General features: G+C 69.0%; 18 protein-coding genes. 6 read left to right on the top strand and 12 right to left on the bottom strand.

Annotated features, from left to right (window positions below):
- The first annotated feature begins 170 nt into the window (after window positions 1-170).
- The gene (gene dapD, locus ACI3KY_RS15530) at window positions 171-1,127 is read left to right on the top strand and encodes a 2,3,4,5-tetrahydropyridine-2,6-dicarboxylate N-succinyltransferase (protein ID WP_404931052.1); all 957 of its coding nucleotides are present in this window, start codon (window positions 171-173) and stop codon (window positions 1,125-1,127) included.
- Between the two features lie 57 nt (window positions 1,128-1,184).
- Here dapD and ACI3KY_RS15525 read toward each other — a convergent pair whose 3' ends face one another.
- Entirely contained in the window at window positions 1,185-1,754 is a 570-nt protein-coding gene (locus ACI3KY_RS15525) for a TetR/AcrR family transcriptional regulator (protein ID WP_404931051.1), read from the bottom strand.
- 184 nt (window positions 1,755-1,938) lie between these two features.
- On the opposite strand from ACI3KY_RS15525, the gene ACI3KY_RS15520 reads away from it, so the two are divergent.
- Entirely contained in the window at window positions 1,939-3,381 is a 1,443-nt protein-coding gene (locus tag ACI3KY_RS15520) for an MFS transporter (RefSeq protein WP_404931050.1), read from the top strand.
- A 108-nt stretch (window positions 3,382-3,489) separates the two neighbouring features.
- Here ACI3KY_RS15520 and ACI3KY_RS15515 read toward each other — a convergent pair whose 3' ends face one another.
- The 6 genes from ACI3KY_RS15515 to ACI3KY_RS15490 form a co-directional block, all read right to left on the bottom strand.
- Window positions 3,490-4,788, bottom strand: coding sequence for a citrate synthase (locus ACI3KY_RS15515; protein WP_404931049.1), 1,299 nt, complete (start codon window positions 4,786-4,788; stop codon window positions 3,490-3,492).
- A gap of 188 nt (window positions 4,789-4,976) precedes the next feature.
- The gene (gene dapC, locus ACI3KY_RS15510) at window positions 4,977-6,098 is read right to left on the bottom strand and encodes a succinyldiaminopimelate transaminase (protein ID WP_404931048.1); all 1,122 of its coding nucleotides are present in this window, start codon (window positions 6,096-6,098) and stop codon (window positions 4,977-4,979) included.
- Between the two features lies 1 nt (window position 6,099).
- Window positions 6,100-6,420, bottom strand: coding sequence for a ferredoxin (fdxA, locus tag ACI3KY_RS15505; protein WP_018170155.1), 321 nt, complete (start codon window positions 6,418-6,420; stop codon window positions 6,100-6,102).
- Between the two features lie 38 nt (window positions 6,421-6,458).
- Window positions 6,459-6,824 (bottom strand): DUF6113 family protein, encoded by a 366-nt coding sequence (locus tag ACI3KY_RS15500; protein ID WP_404931047.1) that lies wholly within the window; start codon window positions 6,822-6,824, stop codon window positions 6,459-6,461.
- Window positions 6,825-6,920: 96 nt separating this feature from the next.
- Window positions 6,921-7,235 (bottom strand): AzlD domain-containing protein, encoded by a 315-nt coding sequence (locus ACI3KY_RS15495; RefSeq protein ID WP_194413660.1) that lies wholly within the window; start codon window positions 7,233-7,235, stop codon window positions 6,921-6,923.
- Window positions 7,232-7,996, bottom strand: a complete 765-nt coding sequence (locus ACI3KY_RS15490) for an AzlC family ABC transporter permease (RefSeq protein WP_404931046.1) — start codon at window positions 7,994-7,996, stop codon at window positions 7,232-7,234. The genes ACI3KY_RS15495 and ACI3KY_RS15490 overlap by 4 nt, the downstream gene beginning before the upstream one ends.
- 212 nt (window positions 7,997-8,208) lie before the next feature.
- Between ACI3KY_RS15490 and ACI3KY_RS15485 the strand changes: the two genes are divergently transcribed.
- A complete protein-coding gene (locus ACI3KY_RS15485; RefSeq protein ID WP_404931045.1) occupies window positions 8,209-10,287 on the top strand; it encodes a hypothetical protein in 2,079 nt (692 codons plus the stop codon).
- Between the two features lie 63 nt (window positions 10,288-10,350).
- Here ACI3KY_RS15485 and typA read toward each other — a convergent pair whose 3' ends face one another.
- Together typA and ACI3KY_RS15475 are read right to left on the bottom strand one after the other, a co-directional pair.
- Window positions 10,351-12,261 carry a translational GTPase TypA gene (gene typA, locus ACI3KY_RS15480; RefSeq protein WP_404931044.1) on the bottom strand — a complete coding sequence of 637 codons (1,911 nt, stop codon included), beginning with the start codon at window positions 12,259-12,261 and terminating at the stop codon, window positions 10,351-10,353.
- A gap of 90 nt (window positions 12,262-12,351) precedes the next feature.
- Window positions 12,352-14,151 (bottom strand): dipeptide ABC transporter ATP-binding protein, encoded by a 1,800-nt coding sequence (locus ACI3KY_RS15475; protein WP_404931043.1) that lies wholly within the window; start codon window positions 14,149-14,151, stop codon window positions 12,352-12,354.
- Window positions 14,152-14,183: 32 nt separating this feature from the next.
- Between ACI3KY_RS15475 and ACI3KY_RS15470 the strand changes: the two genes are divergently transcribed.
- Window positions 14,184-14,792, top strand: a complete 609-nt coding sequence (locus tag ACI3KY_RS15470; RefSeq protein WP_404931042.1) for a PH domain-containing protein — start codon at window positions 14,184-14,186, stop codon at window positions 14,790-14,792.
- A 10-nt stretch (window positions 14,793-14,802) separates the two neighbouring features.
- Here ACI3KY_RS15470 and ACI3KY_RS15465 read toward each other — a convergent pair whose 3' ends face one another.
- The 3 genes from ACI3KY_RS15465 to ACI3KY_RS15455 all read right to left on the bottom strand — a co-directional run bounded on the left by ACI3KY_RS15465 (window position 14,803) and on the right by ACI3KY_RS15455 (window position 19,528).
- Window positions 14,803-15,990 carry an ABC transporter permease gene (locus tag ACI3KY_RS15465; protein ID WP_404931041.1) on the bottom strand — a complete coding sequence of 396 codons (1,188 nt, stop codon included), beginning with the start codon at window positions 15,988-15,990 and terminating at the stop codon, window positions 14,803-14,805.
- Window position 15,991: 1 nt separating this feature from the next.
- Entirely contained in the window at window positions 15,992-17,509 is a 1,518-nt protein-coding gene (locus tag ACI3KY_RS15460; protein WP_404931040.1) for an ABC transporter permease, read from the bottom strand.
- Window positions 17,510-17,683: 174 nt separating this feature from the next.
- The gene (locus ACI3KY_RS15455) at window positions 17,684-19,528 is read right to left on the bottom strand and encodes an ABC transporter family substrate-binding protein (RefSeq protein WP_404931039.1); all 1,845 of its coding nucleotides are present in this window, start codon (window positions 19,526-19,528) and stop codon (window positions 17,684-17,686) included.
- 191 nt (window positions 19,529-19,719) lie between these two features.
- On the opposite strand from ACI3KY_RS15455, the gene ACI3KY_RS15450 reads away from it, so the two are divergent.
- Together ACI3KY_RS15450 and ACI3KY_RS15445 are read left to right on the top strand one after the other, a co-directional pair.
- A complete protein-coding gene (locus ACI3KY_RS15450) occupies window positions 19,720-20,550 on the top strand; it encodes a CPBP family intramembrane glutamic endopeptidase (protein ID WP_404931038.1) in 831 nt (276 codons plus the stop codon).
- A gap of 447 nt (window positions 20,551-20,997) precedes the next feature.
- Complete coding sequence (locus tag ACI3KY_RS15445) at window positions 20,998-21,828, top strand: hypothetical protein (RefSeq protein ID WP_404931037.1); 831 nt, start codon at window positions 20,998-21,000, stop codon at window positions 21,826-21,828.
- The last annotated feature ends 102 nt before the right edge of the window (window positions 21,829-21,930 follow it).

Here is a 21,930-nt window from a genome sequence, read left to right as displayed (position 1 = left end):
GGGGAGCCAGGCCTTCCGGCCTTCCGCTCTACCCTTTGGGGCGAACAAGTAATACTTTACGTGCGCCCCGCCCACCCGTCGAATCCACCCCGCACCCCGGGCGTGTCGCACCCCCACAACCCCGGAAACATGCGGAACCCGGCGCGGGCGACCGCGCTACCGTTGATGCCATGACCGAAGAACGATGGGTGTGGGGCATCGGCCTCGCGACGACCGCCGAAGACGGAACCGTGCTCGACACCTGGTTCCCCTCCCCCGCAGTGGGGCGGATCCCCTCGGGGTTCGATCCGCAGCTGGGGCCGGATGCGCTCGACCACCTGGCGGTGGCCGACCCTCGCCGGGCGGTCACCGCTGACGTGGTGGCGATCGAGATCGATCTCGACGCAGCGCCGTCATCGACGCCCGACGCGTACCTGCGTCTGCACGCCCTCTCGCATCTGCTCGTCCGCCCGAACGAGGTGAACCTCGACGGCATCTTCGCCCATCTGCCGAATGTCGCCTGGACGACCGCCGGTCCCATCCACCCCGACGCGCTGACCCGCCTTCGTCCTTTCCTCGCGCGCGACGGCATCCAGGTGCAGGGGCTCGACAAGTTCCCGCGTCTCCTGGATTACGTCACTCCCGTAGGTGTCCGCATCGCCGACGCGTCACGCGTGCGGCTCGGCGCGTACCTGTCTCCTGGCACGACGGTCATGCACGAGGGGTTCGTGAACTTCAACGCCGGCACGCTGGGCCAGAGCATGGTCGAGGGGCGTATCTCGCAGGGCGTGGTGGTGGGCGACGGCAGCGACATCGGCGGCGGCGCCTCGATCATGGGCACCCTGTCGGGCGGCGGGACGCACAAGGTCTCGGTCGGCGCGCGCACGCTCCTGGGCGCCAACGCCGGCATCGGCATCTCGCTCGGCGACGACTGCGTGGTGGAGGCCGGCCTCTACGTGACCGCCGGGACGAAGGTGGTGCTGCCGGACGAGCCTCGGCGTGCGGACGGCTCCCCCGCCACAGCGAAGGGCGCGGACCTCTCCGGGCGGGCGGGCCTGCTGTTCCGGCGCAACTCGCTGACAGGTGCCGTCGAGGCCGTTCGCCGCAGCGGCGTGGGCGTCGCCCTCAACGAGGCATTGCACGCCTGATACCGGCGACTCGACAGCAATCCGGGCGCCCTCCTCAGGCGGCGGATGTGCCGGTGATCAGCGCCGAATGGCGTTGATCGCCAGATTCAGCACGCGCTGGCGCTGCGCTTCGTCGTCGAACGACGCGACCGCCGCGACGCCCGACACGAGCTTGACCACGTCGCCGATGGTGATGTCGGGGTCGACATCACCCGCGCCCTGTGCGCGCTCGAGCAGAGGCTCGCCGGCCGACAGCATGATGGCCCGGCATTCGGTGAGCACGGGCGACCGGCGGTTCAGCCCGTCCAGCAGCGCATGCTTGGTGCCGACATAGGTCACGAAGCGGTCGAGCCAGGCGCGCAGCGCGTCCCAGGGCTCGAGGTCGGCCACCTCGTCCGCCGCGCGTGCGAGCGCATCGACCTCGCCGAGGTAGAGCGTCTCGATCAGGTCGTCGCGCGTCGGGAAGTTGCGATACAGCGTGCCGATGCCGACGCCCGCACGGCGGGCGATGTCCTCGAGGGAGGCCGCTGAACCCTCCTCGGCGAACGCCTCGCGGCCGGCGACGACCAGTGCGTCGAAGTTCCGCGCCGCGTCGGCACGCTGGGGGCGCCGCGCATCCAAGGCGGACACCCGCTCGACCACCGACATCCCAGCTCCTCCCGTGTTGCTCCGGCCCGATGCTCTCCGCCACCGCAGTTCGGAGATCGCAAGTTCTGGTTGCGAACCGGAGGCAACCTCCGCTAATGTTCAAAGCGGAGGCTTCCTCCGTTCGGAGACCTACCTCCACTTTACTCCGCATTCATCGGATCCGCACCCATCGGAAGGCCCGTCGATGCCCACCATCCCCTTCACCCCTCGCGCGGCGTTCGCGGCGATCGCCCTCAGCGTCGCCTCGCTCGCGCTGCTGCAGAACCTCGTCATCCCCGTCATCCCCTTGATCGCCGCCGACTTCGGCGTCACGGCGGATGCGGCATCCTGGACCAACACCTCGTGGCTGATCGCCGCCGCGGTGGCCACTCCCCTGCTGGGACGGATCGGCGACCTGCGCGGCCGCCGCAACACGTTCCTCGCCGTGCTCGGCGTCGTCGCGATCGGCGACATCGTGGCGTCGTTCGCCCCGAATCTCGAGATCCTCATCCTCGCCCGCGTGCTGCAGGGCATCGGCGGCGCGCTCTTCCCCCTGGCGTTCGGCCTGCTGCGCGACGTGATGCCGCGCCACCAGCTCACCGGAGCGATCGGCGCGACGAGCGCGATCATCGGCATCGGCGGAGCGGCGGGCAGCGTGCTCGCCGGCCCTCTCGCCGAACTGCTGGGCTGGCAAGGCATCTTCGCCGTGCCGTTCCTCGCCGCCGTGGCCGGGATCGCTCTGACCGCGATGCTGGTTCCGCCGGCAGGGCTGCGCGCCGCCGGAAGCGTCAACGTCATCTCGGCGGTGCTGCTCTCGGGGTGGCTCATCGCCCTGCTGGTGCCGCTGAGCTCGGGAGCTCGCTGGGGCTGGACCTCGCCGCTCACACTGGGCATGTTCGCTGCGGCTGCCGTGCTCATCGTGGCGTGGGTGTTCTCGGAGCTGCGCTCCGCCGATCCGCTCGTCGACCTCCGTCTGATGGCGACGCGAGCCGTCTGGCCCGTCAACGCCGCCGCCCTCCTGATCGGCGCCGCAGCCTTCGGCTTCTGGGGGTACCTGCCGCAGTTCCTCGAGACGCCCGTCGGTTCGGGCTGGGGGCTCGGCCTCGGCGTTCAGGCCGCCGGGCTGGCGCTGCTCCCCTTGCTCATCGGCATGTCGAGCGTCGGCTTCGCAACCGGCGCGATCGCGCGCATCATCCCGCTGCGGCTGATGATGGCGCTCGGCGCGCTGCTCATGGCAGCCGGTGTCGTGTTCGCCGTCTTCGACCACGACACGGTCCTGACAGTGGCCATCGCGGGCGGCGTCTTCGGAGTCGGCATCGGACTCGCCTACGCCTCCACCGCGAGCATCATCGTCGAGAGTGTGCCCGCCGACCGCACCGGCATCGCGACGGGCGTCAATGCCAACCTCCGCACCATCGGCTCGGCGATCGGCTCGGCGCTCACGACCGCGATCGTGTTCGGCTCCGTCGCTCCGGGCGGGTCGCCCGCGGTCGACTCATACGCCGTGGCATGGCTGACGCTCGCGGCGGGTGCCGTGGTCGCGGCCGTCATCGTGCTCGCCGTCCGGCCGCGCAGGCGGACCGATGCCGCGACCACCCCCTCCGACGAGGATGCCGTCGACCAGCCCGCCCTCGCCGAGGTCGCCTGACGACACCGCCGCTCGCCCGACGAATGGATGCCGCGCCCCAGTGGGGCGCGGCATCCGCATTCTTGTCCGCCGATCAGCGCCGGAGCGGGTACGGGCGACCGGCTGAGGTCAGGAAAGACCCGGGTAGTTCCGCTCCGAGGCGCCGACGTACAGCTGCTGCGGGCGGCCGATCTTCGTCTGCGGATCGCCGGCGGCCTCACGCCACTGTGCCAGCCAGCCCGGCAGACGCCCGATGGCGAACAGGACGGTGAACATGCGCGTCGGGAAGCCCATCGCCTTGTAGATCACGCCGGTGTAGAAGTCGACGTTCGGGTACAGGCGGCGCTCCTGGAAGTACGCGTCGTTGAGCGCGATCTCTTCGAGCTCCTTGGCGAGGTCCAGCAGCGGGTCGCTGACGCCGAGCGCGGTCAGCACCTCGTCGGCCGACTCCTTGACGAGCTTGGCCCGCGGGTCGTAGTTCTTGTACACCCGGTGCCCGAAGCCCATGAGCTTCACGCCGTCTTCCTTGTTCTTCACCCGCTCGACGAACCGCTGCACGCTCTCGCCGGAATCCCGGATGCGCGCGAGCATGTCGAGCACCGCCTCGTTGGCGCCACCGTGCAACGGCCCGTACAGCGCGTTGATGCCGGCCGAGATCGACGAGAACTGGTTGGCGCCCGTCGAGCCGACGAGCCGCACGGTGGACGTCGAGGCGTTCTGCTCGTGGTCCTCGTGCAGGATGAGCAGGCGTTCGAGCGCCCGAGACATCACCGGGTCGACCTCGTAGACCTCGGACAGCACGCCGAAGTTCAGCTTCAGGAAGTTGTCGACGAAGCCGAGCGAGTTGTCGGGGTAGAGGAACGCCTGACCGATGCTCTTCTTGTGCGCGTACGCCGCGATGACGGGCAGCTTCGCCAGCATGCGGATGGTGTTGAGCTCCACGTGCTCGGGGTTGTTCGGGTCGGACTGGTGCTCGTAGTACGTCGACAGCGCCGACACCGCGGACGACAGCACCGACATGGGGTGCGCCGTGTGCGGCAGGGCCGAGAAGAACCGCTTGAGGTCCTCGTGCAGCAGGGTGTGCCGCCGGATCTTCTCGTCGAACTCGCCCAGCTCGTCGGCCGTCGGCAGCTCGCCGTAGATGAGCAGCCACGCCACCTCGAGGTACGTGCTGTTCTTCGCCAGCTGCTCGATCGGGTAGCCGCGGTAGCGCAGCACGCCCTGGTCGCCGTCGATGTACGTGATCGCGGACTTCGTCGCCGCCGTGTTCACGAAACCGTAGTCGAGGGCGGTGTAGCCGGTCTGGCGGGTGAGGGTGGAGAGGTCCACGCTCGGCGAGCCGTCGGTGCCCCGCAGCAGCGGGAACTCGGCGGACCTTTCACCGATCGTGAGGGTGGCCTTCTCCTGCTGGGTGCCCGCGTCGCTCACGGCGCCTCCTCGCGATTTCTGGTCGTACCGGGGGTGTCGTCCGGTCCTGACCGGCACCGTGGGGCGGGCTGTGTCAGAACGGAGGGGCGGGACGGGGGATGCCGCGTCGCCGCGTTCTTACAGCCTAGTGCGCCGTTGCGCCTACTGCTGACACGGCCAAAGGGACGCGGCATCCGATAGAGGAATCCTCAGACGGATGCCGCGGCCCCCGCCCGCAGGCGCTCCGCCGCCGCCGAGATGCGCTCGTCGGTCGCGGTGAGGGACAGGCGGATGTGCTGGGGGAAGTGCACGCCGTAGAAGTGACCGGGCCCGGCGAGGATGCCGAGCTCGGCGAGGCGGCCGACACTCTCCCAGGCGTCGCGACCCTCGGTCGCCCACAGGTACAGGCCCGCCTCGCTCGCGTCGATGCGGAAGCCCGCCGCTTCGACCGCGGGCCGCAGGATCTCGCGCCGGCGACGGTAGAGCTCCTTCTGCGCCGCGACGTGGACGTCGTCCGCGAGGGCGGCCGACATCGCGGCCTGCACCGGCAGGGGCACCATGAGGCCGAGGTGCTTGCGTGCCGTGAGAAGGCGCGCGACGATGTCGCGGTCGCCGGCCAGGAAGGCGGCGCGGTAGCCGGCGAGGTTGGACTGCTTGCTCAGCGAGTACACCGACAGGATGCCGCGCAGGTCGCCGCCGGTCACCCGCGGGTCGAGCGCCGAGGGCACCGGCTCGTGGTCCCACGGGGCATCCCACCCGAGCTCGGCGTAGCACTCATCGGACGCGAGCACCGCCCCGAGCTCGCGGGCCCGCGTGACGGCGGCCCGCAGGGCGTCGACCCCCAGCACGCGACCGTCGGGATTGCCGGGCGAGTTCAGCCAGACGAGGCGCGTTCCCTCCGGCCACTCCGCAGGGTCGTCGGACGCGACCGGCGTGGCGCCGACGAGGCGCGCCCCGACCTCGTACGTGGGATACGCCGCACGCGGATGGACGACGACGTCGCCGGCGCCGAGGCCCAGCAGCAGCGGCAGCAGTGCGACGAGCTCTTTCGAGCCGACGGTGGGGAGCACATCCTCGGGCGTCAGCCCCGATACACCCCGGCGACGCGCATACCAGTCGGCGATCGCCGCACGCAGCGATGCCGTGCCGACGGTCTGCGGGTAGGCGTGAGCGTCGGTCGCGGCGCGCAGCGCGTCGGCGACGACATCGGGAGTCGGATCGACCGGCGACCCGATGGACAGGTCCACGATGCCATCGGGGTGCGCGCGGGCCCGCTGCGCGTACGGCGCGACCGCGTCCCAGGGGTAGTCCGCGAGGTCGGCGACCCCCACGTCAGTGTTCCTGTGGCGGGAGCGCCTCGATGATCGGGTGGTCCTTGTGGATGACGCCGACCTTCGCGGCGCCGCCGGGCGACCCGATGTCGTCGAAGAACTCGACGTTGGCCTTGTAATAGTCCTGCCACTCGTCGGGCAGGTCGTCCTCGTAGTAGATCGCCTCGACCGGGCAGACGGGCTCGCAGGCGCCGCAGTCGACGCATTCGTCGGGGTGGATGTACAGCGACCGGTCGCCCTCGTAGATGCAGTCCACGGGACACTCGTCGATGCAGGCGCGGTCCTTGACGTCCACACAGGGCAGGGCGATCACGTACGTCACGCGATCAGTCTACCGGCGAGCCGTCGTCGCTCGTCCGCTCAGACGGCGGTGCGCATCCGATCGGGCCAGGCCACGGCGAGCGCCACGAGGATCGGCACGGCGAACGTCCAGAACACCGCGAGGCCGGTCTGCGGCACGACCACGGAGCCGCCGGGTCCGCTTCCCGAGAAGACCAGCGTCGAGATCATCATGCCGGCGCCGGTGGCGAGGGTCGCCCATCGGTCGGAGGTGAGCAGTCTGACAGCGAGCAGCAGCGCCGCCGATCCGACCACCGCCAGGATGAGCCCGAGCGGGAACCAGCCGATCTCGTAGGCGTGGGCGACCGTGCCGGCCACCCCGTAGACCAGCCCGACGAGCAGCGCGATGATCCAGCTGCCGATACGGGCGGGGACGGAGGAGCGCATGACTCGATGCTACCGACCGTGTCCATGCTGCCGACCACGTCGGCGCCCCGACCCGCTGCGGACGCGACTCCCGCCGACCTACGCCGCCCCGCCCGCCTACGCCGCCCAGCCCCACAGCCGCAGCATCGCCGCCACCAGCGCGGCAGCCACCACGACGACGAGGAACGGCGCCCGCAGGAGCAGCAGCCCCGCGGCCACCAGCACTGCGGGAACGCGGGCGTCGACGACGACGGCCTGCCCGACGGCGAGCGTCTGCACCGCGACGAGGGCGGCGAGCAGCGCCACGGTCAGCAGATCGGCGATCCGCAGCGGGGTGGGCGCCTCCACCCAGCGGGCCGGGATCAGGTAGCCCACGGTCTTGAGCCCGACGCACACGATGGCAGCGACGAGCACGGCGGTCCACATCGTCACGGCAGTCCCTCCCGTTCCGCGACATCGTCGGGCTCGGCGGCATCCGAATCGGTGCTCCTGCCGAGCCAGTTGGTCCAGCCCACGACGATCGCGACGACGGCCGCGACGATCACCGGCAGCCCCGGCATGAGCACCGGCGTCAGCACCGTCGCGACGACCGCGGCCGCGACGCCGACCACGATCGGCTGGCGGGCCCGGAGCCGCGGCCAGAGCAGCGCGAGGAACGCGGCCGCCGCAGCGGCATCGAGTCCGTAGGCCCGCGGGTCCCCCAGCACATCGCCGAGGAGGGCGCCGGCCAGAGTGGAGAGGTTCCAGCCGACGTAGATCCCGACGCCGGTGACCCAGAAGCCGAGGGTGCGCGCCCGCGCCGTGCGCTGCGCGAGGGAGACGGCGGTGGACTCGTCGATCGTGAACTGCGCGGCCGCGGCACGACGCCAGAATCCGGCGCCGATCACGGGCGACATGCGGATGCCGTACGCGACGTTGCGGACGCCCAGGAGCGCGGCGGACGCGATCGCCGCCGGCGCGGCGGCCAGTCCTCCGGCGGCCACGATGCCGACGAACGCGAACTGCGACCCTCCGGTGAACATCACGAGGCTCAGCACGCACGTCTGCCAGACGTCCAGTCCCGCGGCGACCGCGAGCGCTCCGAACGAGATGCCATAGGCGCTCGTGGCGAGGGCGACACCGAGCCCTTCGCGCACTGCCCGCTTCGCCTCGCCGGCGCTGTGCGCGTCGTCGAAGTGCGGATCCAGGGTCACCTCGTCATGCTAGCGACGCGCCCCGAGAGGGATCGCCGTCCACTGCCGGATGCGCGGCCTGCCTGGCGCGCGCGGGCGCCGTCGTGCTCCGTCGGGGATTGCGCTTTCCGCCGCGTGCGAGCATGCTGGTCGCACACGCAGAAAACGCTTCCTCGCTTGTGGGTGCCGCCACCCGTTCTCATCACGGATTCTGCTCCGGACGAAGGAGTCCCATGAGAACGACGCTGCCCGCGCCCGCCGGCGCACCACACGGCCGATTCCCGCGCCGATCACTCGCCGGAGGCATCGGCCTGGTGACCGCGCTCGCCCTCGCCGCAGCGCCGGTGATGGCCGCGCCCGCGGCCGCCGCGCCGCCGGCGACCGGCATCCCCTCCCCCGCCGTGGATCTCGGGCACGAGGTGATCGCGCCGGGTGACGGGTGGGCGTCGTGGACGGGGCCGACGTACCCGGAGCGCGTCCAGCGGATCGCCGAGCCCGTCACGGGAGGCAGCACGGCCGACGCCGCAGAGGTGTATGTCGTGGACGACTGGCAGCAGCTGCGCGACGCCCTCGCCGGCGCACCGGGCGGATCGCAGAACGACGCGCGCTACAACCAGGTGCCGAGGATCGTCTACGTGACCGGCACACTCGACCCCTGGCTGCGAGCCGACGGCACGCGCACCACCTGCGACGACATCGCCGCACAGGTCACCGTCGCCGGCTCCGGCGCGCGGTTCGACATGGACGACTACATCGCGGCGTTCGGTCCCGGCGTCGATCCTTCCGGCCCCCTCGAGCAGGCACGCGTCGAGGCCGCCGCGCTGCAGGCGAAGCTCACGCTTCAGCACATCGGCTCGAACGTGACGCTCGTCGGCGTGGGCGACGACGCGCGCGTGGTCGGGGCATCCCTGCGCATCCGCGATGCGCACAACGTGATCGTGCGCAATCTGACGCTGTCGGACGCGTACGACTGCTTCCCGCAATGGGATGCCGGTGACGCCGGCGGCAACTGGAACTCGGCGTACGACAACCTCTCGGTCTGGACGTCGACGAGCGTGTGGGTCGACCACAACACCTTCGACGACGGCGCACACCCCGCCGCGAGCCTCGACACCGTCTACGGCCGGCCGTTCGAGGTGCATGACGGGCTGCTCGACGTGACGCACGGGTCCGACCTCGTGACGATGTCATGGAACTGGCTGCAGCATCACGACAAGACCGACATCATCGGCTCGTCCGACTCACGCACGCAGGATCGCGGCCAGCATCGCGTCACGCAGCATCACAACCGCTGGACGGACATCGGGCAGCGCGGTCCCCGCGTGCGCTTCGGCGACGTGCACGTCTACAACAACCTCTACGAGCAGACGGATGCCACGACCGCAGCCTCCTCGGCGGACCATCCGTTCTTCCAGTACTTCTGGGGCGCGGGCAAGGAGAGCAGCATCGTGGCGGAGGCGAACGCGGTCGAGCTCGTCGACCCGTCGAGCGCCTCGCGCATCATCGCCGGATGGGGCGGAACGCAGCTGCGCGCGAGCGACACGCTCGTGAACGGCCAGCCGACGGACGTGCTGGCCGCCTACAACGCCACGGCGGCGAGCCCGCTGTCCCCCGACGTGCGGTGGAATCCGGCCGACGCGTACTCGTACGCCCTCGACGCCGTCGCGGACGTGGCGGGGATCGTCCGCGCGGGCGCGGGGGCCGGCATCCTCTCCTCCGGCACCCCCGTCGCGAGCGACGCACCCGGAGCGTTCGCCGTCTCTGACGACAACGGGCGCGACACGGGACTGCGCGACGGCGACTACCGGATCCTGGCCGACCTCTGGTGGGGGCAGAACGCGACAGTCGTGAAGCTGTACGAGAACGGCGCACTCGTCGACGCCCAGTGGATCGACGGCACGTCGCCCGCCGCGCAGCACGCGGAGTTCGACATCGCCGGGCGCATCGACGGCACCTACGAGTACACGGTCGTGGCGCTGAATCCGCACGGGGCGATGACCTCGCGCACGCACACGGTGACGGTGACGGATGCCGCTCCCGGCCGAGCCGTGCTCACCGCGTCCGGCGCGCGAACGGGCATCGTGACGGTCAGCGCCGACCTCTGGTGGGGCACCAACGCGACCGAGTACGTGCTGTTCCAGGACGGCGTGGAGATCGACCGGCAGCCGCTCGCCGCGGCGACCCCGGGCGCACAGCACGCGGTCACCATGGTGGGCGAGCTGGCTCCCGGCACGTACGAGTTCACCGCGCTGCTGTCGAACGCGGCCGGCTCGACCGCAGCCCGCCCGGTCACCGTGACGGTGCGGGGCTGACAGAGATGCCGCGGCCGGTGCCCCTGGGAGGCGCCGGCCGCGGCATCCGTATGACAGCTCTTATTACGCGTTGGCGTCCTGGCGCTTCAGGCGTGCCGTCGCACGCGCGCGCTCGGTGGCGTCGAGGTTCACCTTGCGGATGCGCACGATCTCGGGCGTGACCTCGACGCATTCGTCGTCGCGCGCGAACTCCAGGCTCTCTTCGAGCGACAGCTGACGCGGAGGCGTCATCGACTCGAACGAATCCGAGGTGGAGGAGCGCATGTTGGTGAGCTTCTTCTCCTTGGTGATGTTGACGTCCATGTCGTCGGCGCGCGAGTTCTCGCCGATGACCATGCCCTCGTAGACCTCCTGCGTGGGCTGGACGAAGAACGACATGCGCTCCTGCAGGGCGATGATCGCGAACGGGGTGACGACACCGGAGCGGTCGGCGACGATCGAGCCGTTCTGGCGCGTGACGATGTGACCCGCCCACGGCTCGTAGCCGTGCGAGATCGCGTTCGCGATGCCCGTGCCGCGCGTCGTGGTGAGGAACTCCGTGCGGAAGCCGATGAGCCCGCGCGACGGCACGATGAACTCCATGCGCACCCACCCGGTGCCGTGGTTCGTCATGTTGTCCATGCGGCCCTTGCGCGCGGCCAGCAGCTGCGTGATGGCGCCGAGGTACTCCTCGGGCGCATCGATCGTCAGGTGCTCGAACGGCTCGTACGTCTTGCCGTCGACCTTCTTGGTCACGACCTGCGGCTTGCCGACGGTCAGCTCGAAGCCCTCGCGGCGCATGTTCTCGACGAGGATCGCCAGTGCGAGCTCGCCGCGGCCCTGCACCTCCCACGCGTCGGGGCGACCGATGTCGACCACCTTCAGCGACACGTTGCCGACGAGCTCGCGGTACAGGCGGTCCTTCACCATGCGCGCCGTGAGCTTGTGACCCTTGACCTTGCCGACCAGCGGCGAGGTGTTCGTGCCGATCGTCATCGAGATGGCGGGGTCGTCGACCGTGATGCCCGGCAGCGGACGCACGTCTTCGGGGTCGGCGATCGTCTCACCGATCGTGATGTCTTCGAATCCGGCGATGGCGACGATGTCGCCGGGGCCGGCGCTCTCCGCCGGGTAGCGCTCGAGTGCGCGCGTCTTGAGGAGCTCGGTGATGCGGGCGTTGCTGGTGCTGCCGTCTGCGCGCACCCAGGCCACGGTCTGGCCCTTCTTGAGCGTGCCGTTGAAGACGCGCAGCAGCGCCAGGCGACCGAGGAACGGGCTCGAGTCGAGGTTCGTCACCCACGCCTGCAGGGGCGCCTCATCGTCGTAGGACGGGGCCGGGACGTGCTCGAGGATCGCCTCGAACAGCGGCTCGAGATCGTCGTTGTCGGGCAGGGTGCCGTTCTCGGGGCGGTTGCGGGAGGCGGCGCCGGCACGACCCGAGGCGTAGACGACGGGAACGTCAAGAAGCGCATCGACATCGAGGTCGGGCACGTCGTCGACGAGGTCCGACGCCAGACCGAGCAGCAGGTCGTGTGCTTCTTCCTCGACCTCGGGGATGCGCGCGTCGGGGCGGTCGGTCTTGTTGACCAGCAGGATGACGGGCAGCTTCGCCTCGAGCGCCTTGCGCAGCACGAAGCGCGTCTGCGGGAGCGGGCCCTCGCTCGCGTCGACGAGCAGCACGACGCCGTCGACCATCGAAAGGCCGCGCTCGACCTCGCCGCCGAAGTCGGCGTGCCCGGGGGTGTCGATCACGTTGATCGTCACCGGCACGTCGGTGTGGACGCCCTTGTACGTGATCGCGGTGTTCTTCGCGAGGATCGTGATGCCTTTTTCACGCTCGAGGTCGTTCGAGTCCATGGCGCGCTCTTCCATGTGCTCGTGCGAGCCGAAAGAGCCGGTCTGGCGCAGCATGGCGTCGACGAGGGTGGTCTTGCCGTGGTCGACGTGAGCGACGATAGCCACGTTGCGGAGGTCCGGACGGAGGGCGCGCGCCATGAGGGAATCCTTGAAAGAGAATGGGGATGCCGGAGTGCCGGCATCCCCATTCTATTAGGCGCTCCTGTGTGTCGCCTTTCGGCGACCGCGTCAGCCCTCCAGACCGGCCCGCAGCAGGGCGGCACGCGCCTCGCGGCGCACGCGCTGCTCCTCGGGGTTCGGAACCGGAACCGCGGCGATGAGCCGCTGCGTGTACGGGTCCTTCGCACCGCGGAGGATCTCGTCGCGCGTCCCGGCCTCCACGAGCTTGCCGTGGTGCATCACCGCGATGCGGTGGGCCAGGATGTCGACGACGGCGAGGTCGTGGCTGATGAACAGGCAGGCGAACTGCAGCTCGCGCTGCAGCTCCTGCAGCAGGTCGAGGAAGCGCGCCTGGACCGACACGTCCAGTGCCGAGGTGGGCTCGTCGGCCACGAGCAGCTCCGGCGCGAGGGCGAGCGCGCGGGCGATCCCGACGCGCTGACGCTGACCACCGGAGAGCTCGTGCGGGAAGCGGTTGCGGTACGACGCGGGCAGCTCCACCTGGCTGAGAAGGCTCTCGACGCGTCGGTCCAGATCCTTGCCCTTGGCTTCACCGGCCAGCAGGATCGGCTCGCCGATCGACTGGCCGATGGGCATGCGGGGGTTCAGCGACGACGCCGGGTCCTGGAACACGATCCCGGTGCGGCGGCGGATCGCGAAGAGATCCTTCTGCGAGGCGTGGGAGATGTCCGTGCCGACGGTCGTCAGCTTGCCCTCGGCGATCGGCAGGAGGCCGATCGCGGCGCGCCCCAGTGTCGTCTTGCCCGAGCCTGATTCGCCCACCAGCCCGACGATCTCACCCTGATAGATGGCGAGATCGATGTCTTCCGCCGCCCGGAAGGCGGGGATCCGGCCGCGCTTGGGATAGTCGATCGCGACGCCTTCGAAGGCGAGCACCGGCGTCCGCGTCTCGATGATCTCGTCCGCCGCCTCGCTGGCACGCTCGCGGATCGACGACACCGAGGGCACCGTCGAGGTCTCGGTCACGATCTCCGCCGGGCCGGCTTCCGCATCCTCCAGCACGCCGAGACCGAGGTGCGGCACCGCCGCCAGCAGCTGCTGGGTGTACGGGTGCTCGGGCGCGTGGAAGATCTTCTCCACGGAACCCGACTCGACGACCACGCCGTTCTTCATCACCATGATGCGGTCCGCGAGGTCGGCCACCACGCCCATGTCGTGCGTGATCAGGATGATCGCCGAGTCCAGACGCTTGTGGAGGTTGCGGAGCAGGTCCAGCACCTCCGCCTGCACCGTGACGTCCAGCGCGGTCGTGGGTTCGTCGGCGATCAGCAGCAGCGGATCGCACGAGATCGACTGAGCGATCATCGCGCGCTGGCGCTGGCCGCCCGACAGCTGGTGCGGGTACTTGTGGAAGGACTGCTCCGGGTTGGGCATCTCGACCATGCGCAGCAGGTCGACGGCCTTCTCGCGCGCCTCGTTGGGCGACAGCGAGCGGTCGTGCGAACGCAGCGCCTCCATGATCTGGAACCCGATGGTGTACACCGGATTCAGCGCCGTCATCGGCTCCTGGAAGATGACCGCGATCTCGTTGCCGCGGAGCGAGCGGAGCGTGGCGTCGTCGACGCCGCGCAACTGGCGTCCGAGGAGCTTGATCGAGCCGGTGACGCGCGAGTTCTCGGGGAGCAGGCCCAGCAGAGCCATCGAGCTGGTGCTCTTGCCCGACCCGGACTCGCCGACGATCGCGAGGACCTCGCCGCGCCGGACGCGGTAATTCATGTCGATCGCGGCCGGGTAGAACTCGCCCTCGACCCAGAACTCCACGCCGAGATTCTCGACCTCGAGGATGGTCTCGGGGACGGCGCCGTGCGCGGCGGTCAACTCGGCGTCGATGCCCGTTGTGTCAGTCATTCAGTGGTGTCCCATCTGCGAAGCTTGTCAACATGTCGTTCCAGGAAGTCCGCTACAGGCCGATTTTCGGCCGCGTCCTCGCCCTCGTGACCGTGGTCGTGTGCGCCCTCGGCGCCGTGGCTCTGTTGGTGGCCGATCCCGCGTCGACGCTGCGCTACATCTGGCCGGTCCTGCTGGTGGGCGTGCTGGCCTGGGCCGTCTTCTGGCGGCCGAGCCTGCTCGTCCAGGAGCACGGCATCACCGTCGAGAATGTCCTGCGCACGAGCTTCGTGCCCTGGCCCTCGATCACCGCCATCGATACCCGCTACTCGCTGACGCTGCACACGGCCAACGGTCGCATCGCCGTGTGGGCGGCGCCGGCGCCGGGACGGCATCGCACACTCGGCCTCGCTCCGAAGGACTTCGACGGAGTAGGCGAGACGGCCCAGGGCTCGGTCGGCGAACTCCGCCCCGCCGACGCGCTGACGACGCCCAGCGGCAACCTGGCCCAGCTCATCCGCGGTCGCTGGGAGCGGCTGCGCGATGCCGATGCCTTCGCCCCCGGCGTGGACCCGGATGCCACCACGATCACGTGGCACTGGGCGACGATCACGGTGGTCGTGGCGCTGACCGCGGCCACCGTGATCGGTCTGCTGGTCTAGCAGTCGCACGTCACCGCTCCGGATCGAGCGGCTTGTGCTGTACGTCGCCCGGCTCCTCACGGCGAGGATCGTTGAAGTTCACGATGTCCTCGCCCGTGTAGGCCGTCTGGATCCCGACATCCACCATGTGGGCGTCCGTCGAGGGCGTCGTGTCGACGGTCGGCGCGATGGGGCCGCTGGCCCGCCCGGCACGCGCCATGGCCCGCTCGCTGGGCATCTTCTTCTGGCGCGGGTCGAACGCGTCGCGCAGACCGTCGCCGATGAAGTTCACGCACAGCGCGATGGCGATGATGAAGACGCCGGGCCACCAGAAGATCCACGGACGCGTCGAGAACGCCGCCTGGTTCTCGGAGATGATCTTGCCCAGCGAGGTGTCCGGTGACTGCACGCCGAACCCGAGGAAGCTCAGGGACGACTCCAGCAGGATCGCGCCCGCCATGAGCAGCGTGGCGTTGACCACGATCACGCCCACGGAGTTCGGCAGGATGTGGCGGAAGATGATCCGTCGGTCCCGAGCGCCGGAGACGCGCGCGGCGTCCACGAACTCCCGCTCACGCAGCGTCAGGAACTCACCGCGCACCAGTCGCGCCATCGTCGTCCAGGCGAACAGGCCGATCACGACACCGAGCACCGCCGCACCCAGGCTGCCGAACGCGTTGCCGAGCACGGAGCCGATGACGATCAGCGGGATGGTGATGATGATGTCGGTGAAGCGCATCAGCACCGAGTCGGTCATCTTGCCGTAGTAGCCGGCGATCGCTCCGACCACCACGCCGATGATCGAGGCGACGACGCCCGCGATGACCATCACCATCACGGACTGCTGCGTGCCGCGCATGACGACGGCGAAGATGTCGCGACCGACCTCGTCCTGACCGAACGGGTGGTCGCCGAACTGCAGCGGCCACAGCGTCATGGTCGGCACGCCGTTGTTCACCTTCGGTGGGATCTCGTCCCACGAGTACTGCCACCAGCCGGGAATCCGCAGACCCCAGAGGTTCACACCCACCGAGGTGAACGCCAGGATGATGATGAAGGCCAGGACGATCATCGAGATCAGCGCCGCGCGATGCCGGAAGAAGCGCCGGCGGACGATCTGACCCTGACTGAGACCTTCGGTCTCCTTCTGCTCGATCGTGACCTCGGCCTTGGCCTCGTTCTCGCGGGCGTCGGGCTCGTTCATGGTTGTGGTGTTCATGTCAGCCCACCTTGATTCTCGGGTCGAGGGCCGCATAGACGAGGTCCGCGATGAGGTTGAAGATCACTGCCAGGGTGCCGGTCACCACGAAGAACGCCATCACGGGGTTCGGGTCGTGGGCATCCAGGGCGGTCACGAACAGTCGTCCCATGCCGCTCCAGCCGAAGACGGTCTCAGTGACGACGGCGCCGCCGATGATGGCGCCCACGTCGAAGGCGATGATCGTGGTGATCGGGATCAGCGCGTTGCGGAAGGCGTGACGCACGACCACCGTGCGCTGGGTGAGACCCTTCGCCCGCGCGGTGCGGATGTAGTCCTGGTTCATGACCTCGAGCAGGCTTGCGCGGGAGTACCGCGTGTAGCTGGCGAACGAGATCAGGATGATGGCGATCGTCGGCAGCAGCAGGTGGGTGAACAGGTCGATGCCCTGCACCCAGAAGTTGCCGCCGAGGCCCGGCGTCGACGCGCCCACCGTGGCGATGGGGCGGCCACGCACACGGCTGGAGTTCGAGTACGCGGCCCAGTACGACATGTACTTGTCGAGCGCGATGAGGGCTGCCACCAGGAAGCCGACGATCGCGGTGGTCCGCACGACGGGCGCACGATCGGGGCTGCCCATGAACCAGCCGACCGCGCCGGAGACGACCACCGCGAGCAGGGCGAGCCCGAGGAACACCCACATCGTCATGCCGTTGAGGATGTAGTTCATCATCGGCGAGTACAGCGCGATGCCGATGGCCGCGACGATCAGAGAGGCGTACACCGCCTTCCGGTTGCGCAGGCCCGTCGAGATGGCGGTGACACCCACCGCGATGCCCACCGCGAGGAAGGCGTAGACGACGATGCCGATGCTCGGGTCCGCGAACCACTCGGTGACCGACAGGAACGTCAGCACCGCAGCCGTCGCCAGAGTGGCCACACCGAGGACGATGAGGCGGCGTCGCCATCGTCCGCCGATCAGCGACATCCAGATCAGACCCGTCACGATCGACATGCCGATGATGACGGGCACGGTGATCGTCGGATTCGCCAGCCAGTTGTTCATCCGGATCGCACCGTACTGCTTCAGCAGCACCGCGACCCAGAAGATCGGCAGCGAGAAGAACAGGAACGCCAGCAGCGTCACGCCGTAGTCGAAGCCGGTGTACTGGCGCAGAGCCGAGACGATGCCGACCGAGATGCCGAGGACGATGGCGACGACGGTCGCGGTCGTGACCAGCGTCAGCGTCGACGTGATCGCGTTGCCCAGCAGGGCGTTGACCGCCTGGTTCTGGATGCTGACCCCGAGGTCTCCGCGGAAGAGCCCGGCGAGCCACAGGAAGTAGCGCAGCGGCGGCGGGACGTCGAGGTTCAGGAGCTTGGTGCGGGCTTGGATCAGCTCCGCTTTGTTCGGGGCGTTGCCCTGCCGAAGGTCCTCTAGGGGATCGCCCGAGAAGGACACCAGCAGATACATCAGGAATGTCGCGGCGAAGAGCACGAAGATCGACGCGATCAACCGCCGGATGATGAATGAAGCCATGGTGTGGCCGCCTGCCAATCGATGAATCAGCGCAGGAGCGGAACCGGCGAGACGTCCGGTCCGTGCTCCGCCGCTGGGAGGAGTCTAACGCGGTGGGGTGCAGGCCCCTTCGGGGACCTGCACCCCACCTCGGTCACTGACCGAGCGTGAACTCGGCGTGTGCCGTGTCGGTGATTACTCCTCCGAGCCGCTGTCGGCGACCTGCCAGTCCCAGGCGTTCCAGAACACCGTGGGGGCGAGGATGGACGACGTCACGTTGGTGACGCGGTCGCTGACGGCCGTGACCTCAGGGAACTGGAAGATGGTGACTCCGTAGAAGTCGGACCACAGCGTCTTGTCCAGCTCGATCTGAAGGTCGATCTTCTTCTGCTCGTCGAACTCGGTGTTCAGCTGCGCGATGACGTCATCCGCCGGCTCGCTCGAGTAGAAGTTCATGTTGTTGATGCCGCCGGTCTCGAACGTCGGAAGCGAGTTCGTCACTCCGAGGCTCGTCGACTGCCAGCCGAACAGCGACGCGTCGTAGGCGCCGGGCGTGCCGAGCAGGCCACCCCACTCCTCCGAGCCGCAGTCCGTCACGTTGAAGCCGGCCTGAGCGGCCGAAGCCTGGATCAGGGCGAACTCGTTGACACGGCGCGGGTTGTTCGACGCGTACAGGATGCAGACCGAGGTGTCGGTGACGCCCGACTCGGCCAGCAGCGCCTTGGCGCCCTCGATGTCGACATCGGCGTAGGCGTCGGAGCCGTTGGCCGCGACGGACTCGTCGTAGCCCTCAGCACCCGGGACGAAGATCTGCGAGTTACGCACGATCGCCTCGTCGCCGATGATCGGCTTGATCAGCGTGTCGACGATCTCCTGACGCGGGATGACCTTCATGAACGCCTCACGAGCCTTCGCGTTCGAGAAGATGTTCTGCGGGTTCTTGCCCTGGTCGAACTGCAGGTCGACGTGCTCGTACGTGCCACCGAGGCTGGTGTCGACGGTGATGCCGTCGATGCCGTCCAGAGCGGTGGTGATGTCGGCGGTCGCCTGCGGCTGGATGATGTCGACCTCTCCGTTCTCCAGAGCCTGCACGGCGGCAAGCGGGTCGGAGATGAAGCGGATCGTGATCTCTTCGATGTTCGGCGCGTTGTCTCCGGTGTACTCCGGGTTGGCCGTCAGCGTGACGTACTGGTCGGCGACGTAGTCGCTGATCATGTACGGGCCGCTCGCGACGACGAGGTCGGCGTCGTCAGGCATCTCGGTGAAGTTGAAGCCCGAGTTCCAGAACGCCGAGACGGGCGCCAGGTCGGCGGCGTCGTTGTTCTCGATCGCGTCGAGGACCGCCTGCGAGGCCTCCTCGTTGTCGTCGATGCCGAGGGCCTTCTTGCCGACGATGTGAGCCGGAAGCATCGAGCCCATGGTCGCGAAAGCGAGCTCCCAGTCGACGTACGGGGCGTCGTAGGTCAGGGTGACGGTGCGACCGTCGTCGCCGACCTCGGGCGTCGCCGAGACCAGGCCGAGGCCCGACGTCGGGGTTGCGCCGGAGTCGAAGTACACGACGTCGGTGGGGAACTCCTCGGTGAACTCACCGGTGTCGGGGTCGGTGAAGTCCGCCGGGTCGAAGTCAGGGGTGTCCAGCGCGCGCGACAGGGCGGCCCAGTGAAGCATGAGGTCCGACGCGTCGACGGGAGCGCCGTCCGACCACTTGGCATCCTCGTTGATGGTGTACTTCACCGTCAGCGGGTCCTCGCTGACCATCTCGTACGAGCCGAACGACGTGTTCTCCACCAGCTCCGGAGTGTTGTTGTAGTAGTTGAAGCCGTCGAGCACCAAGTAGTTGATGTTGTTGTTCGCAGTGGCGTTACCGAATGACGTGTTGCCGTTCATCGAGTAAAAGGCCTGGTTCCACGCGGCGGTGATCGACGAGCCCTCAACGAGACCGGAGTCATCGTTGTTGCTGTCGCCACCACCGGCGGCGCAGCCCGAGATCACCAGTGCGCCGGCTGCGGCGAGTGCCACCGCAGCCGAGATGCGCTTCATTCTCACTGTTCCTCCTGTGCAGGGTTGTGCGGGCACGCCGGGCATGAACCCGACGGCGCGCGGATGGGAAAACGATAAGCACCAGTGGTGAGATGGTCAAAACGATCGGGGAAAACGTTACAGAGCCTTAACTCAATCGACCCGGAGTGTGACAATCTGACAAGATGACGCCCGCAAACTCGCCCACAGGCGTGAGAGATTCCACTAAGGTGGCTGCGCCCGATCGCTACGGCCGCCGGCGTCTCGCGTGGGAGGTCTGGATCGTCCTGGCGATCTCGGTCGGCCAGTCGGCTCTCTACTCGGTCTTGTCGCTGGTCCGCAAGCTCCTCGCACCCGTGCCGCTGGGGCAGCAGCAGACCCAGGTGAATCCGGCGCGCGACGTGCAGGCCTTCTGGGACGTGACCTACCAGCTGCTCGCCGTCTTCTTCGACCTCGCCCTCGTCGCGCTCGTGGTGTATCTGCTCTGGGAGCCCGGAACGAACGCGTTGCGGCGCATGGGTCTCGACTTCACCAGGTTCGGCGGCGACCTCGGCCGCGGCATCCTGCTCGCCGCCGTCATCGGCCTGCCGGGGCTCGCGCTGTACGCGGCGGGACGGGCGCTGGGGATCACCGTCGCGGTCGTGGCATCGCCGCTCGACGCCGCGTGGTGGACGGTGCCGCTCCTCGTGCTCTCGGCATTGCGCGCGGGTCTCACCGAAGAGGTGATCTTCATCGGCTACCTCTTCGACCGGCTGCGGCGGCTGGGATGGAACGACTGGTCGATCATCCTCACGACCGCCGCGCTGCGCGGCGCGTACCACGCCTACCAGGGCATCGGCGCGATCGTCGGCAACTTCGTCATGGGCCTGGTCTTCGGCTGGTGCTACCGCCGATGGGGGCGCATCATGCCTCTGGTGATCGCGCACACGCTGCTCGACATCGTCGCGTTCGTCGGGTACCCGCTGGCTGCCGCACTCTGGCCCGGCGTCTTCGCCTCGATCCCGACCCCCTCCCCCACGCCGACGCCGACGCCGTCCGCCTAAAGGCGCCCCTGCCCGACGGCGAGAGTGCACCTGGTGGACGAGAGGTCGGGAACTTGCCTATGCCTCGTCCACCAGGTGCACTCTCGGGGCGAGCCGCATCGCCGCGGGTGACGTTGGGGGTGGGGCGGGGCAGGACGCAGGAGGCGGGTGCGCGGCGGCTCCTCCACCGACGGGGCCCGGGAGGTGTCGTCCACAGATCGGACCGGAGGGACGGCGCGACCGCGCCACACCGCGGATGGTGGACGGATGCCGCTCATCGCCGCGTCCACGATCGTCAGGCCGAGTCCGATCCCTCTGATCCGCTGGACGGACACGCCGCATCCCGAACGGGCTGTTGCGACGGGGGCGCTCGTAAGGGTCCGCCACGGGGTATATGCATCCGCCAGGCTGTGGAAGGCGCTCGCGCCGTGGGATCGTTACCTGGCCCGTGTCCACGCCGTTGCTCTCATGCTGCCGGACGTGGTCTTCTGCTGCGAGTCGGCAGCGGCTCTGCTCGGCATGCCCATCTTCGGCGATCCGGTCGTCATCCACCTCCTCGTCGAAAGCTCGGGCACCTCGCGTCTGGCTGCGGGCGTGCGGTCGCATCGGGCCGCTGATGACAGGACGATCGTCGAGGCGAGCGGGATGGCCCTCACCTCTCCTGCTGATACAGCGATCGACCTCTCTCGCCATCGGCACCCGGCGATCGGCCGATCCGCCGCTGACGCAGCTCTGCGCGCCGATCCCGCACTGACCCGGGAGCTCCTGGTCGCTGGCAATGAGATGAGGACGAGCAGTCGCGGCCGGAACATCGCGCGCTGGTCACTCAGCCGCAGCACCGCACAGGCCGAGACGGCGCTCGAGTCCGTCAGCCTCTGTGTGATCGAATGGCTCGGGTTCCCCGAGCCCGAACTGCAGATCTCGTTCCGATCGGACTCGGGTGAGGTGGATCGGGGCGACATGCTCTGGCGTTCGCTCGGGGTGCTCGGCGAGGCGGACGGCGACCTGAAGTACGACGGCCGATTCGGCGACGCCGCGACAGTGCTGCGACGACAGCACGTGCGCGACCGGCGCCTGCGCAGCCAGGCCGAGGTGAACGCGATCGCGCATTGGGGGTGGGGCGACGCTACGTCGGTCACACCTCTCCAGCAGATCCTCCTCGGTGCCGGGTTGCGTCCGATCGCATCGGAGCAGTCGGTCCCGCTCCACTCCCTGAAACGGGAGCTGTCTGCGCGCGCCCCGCACCGCCAGACCGCCCGATCCGAATCGGCGAGGGTGCAGCCGGCGGACGAGGAGTAGGGAGTTCACCTACCTGTCGTCCGCCAGCTGCACCCTCGCGGCTCGGGCGGGCTCGCGAACCGGAGGGCGACGGGATGCCGCGGGCACCGGCATCCCGTCTCC

Origin of the sequence: Microbacterium sp. ZW T2_14 (genome assembly GCF_044987405.1) — a bacterium.
Lineage (GTDB): Bacteria > Actinomycetota > Actinomycetes > Actinomycetales > Microbacteriaceae > Microbacterium.
Note: the sequence above shows the minus strand (reverse complement) of the source record. Positions and strands in the feature narration are given on the sequence as shown.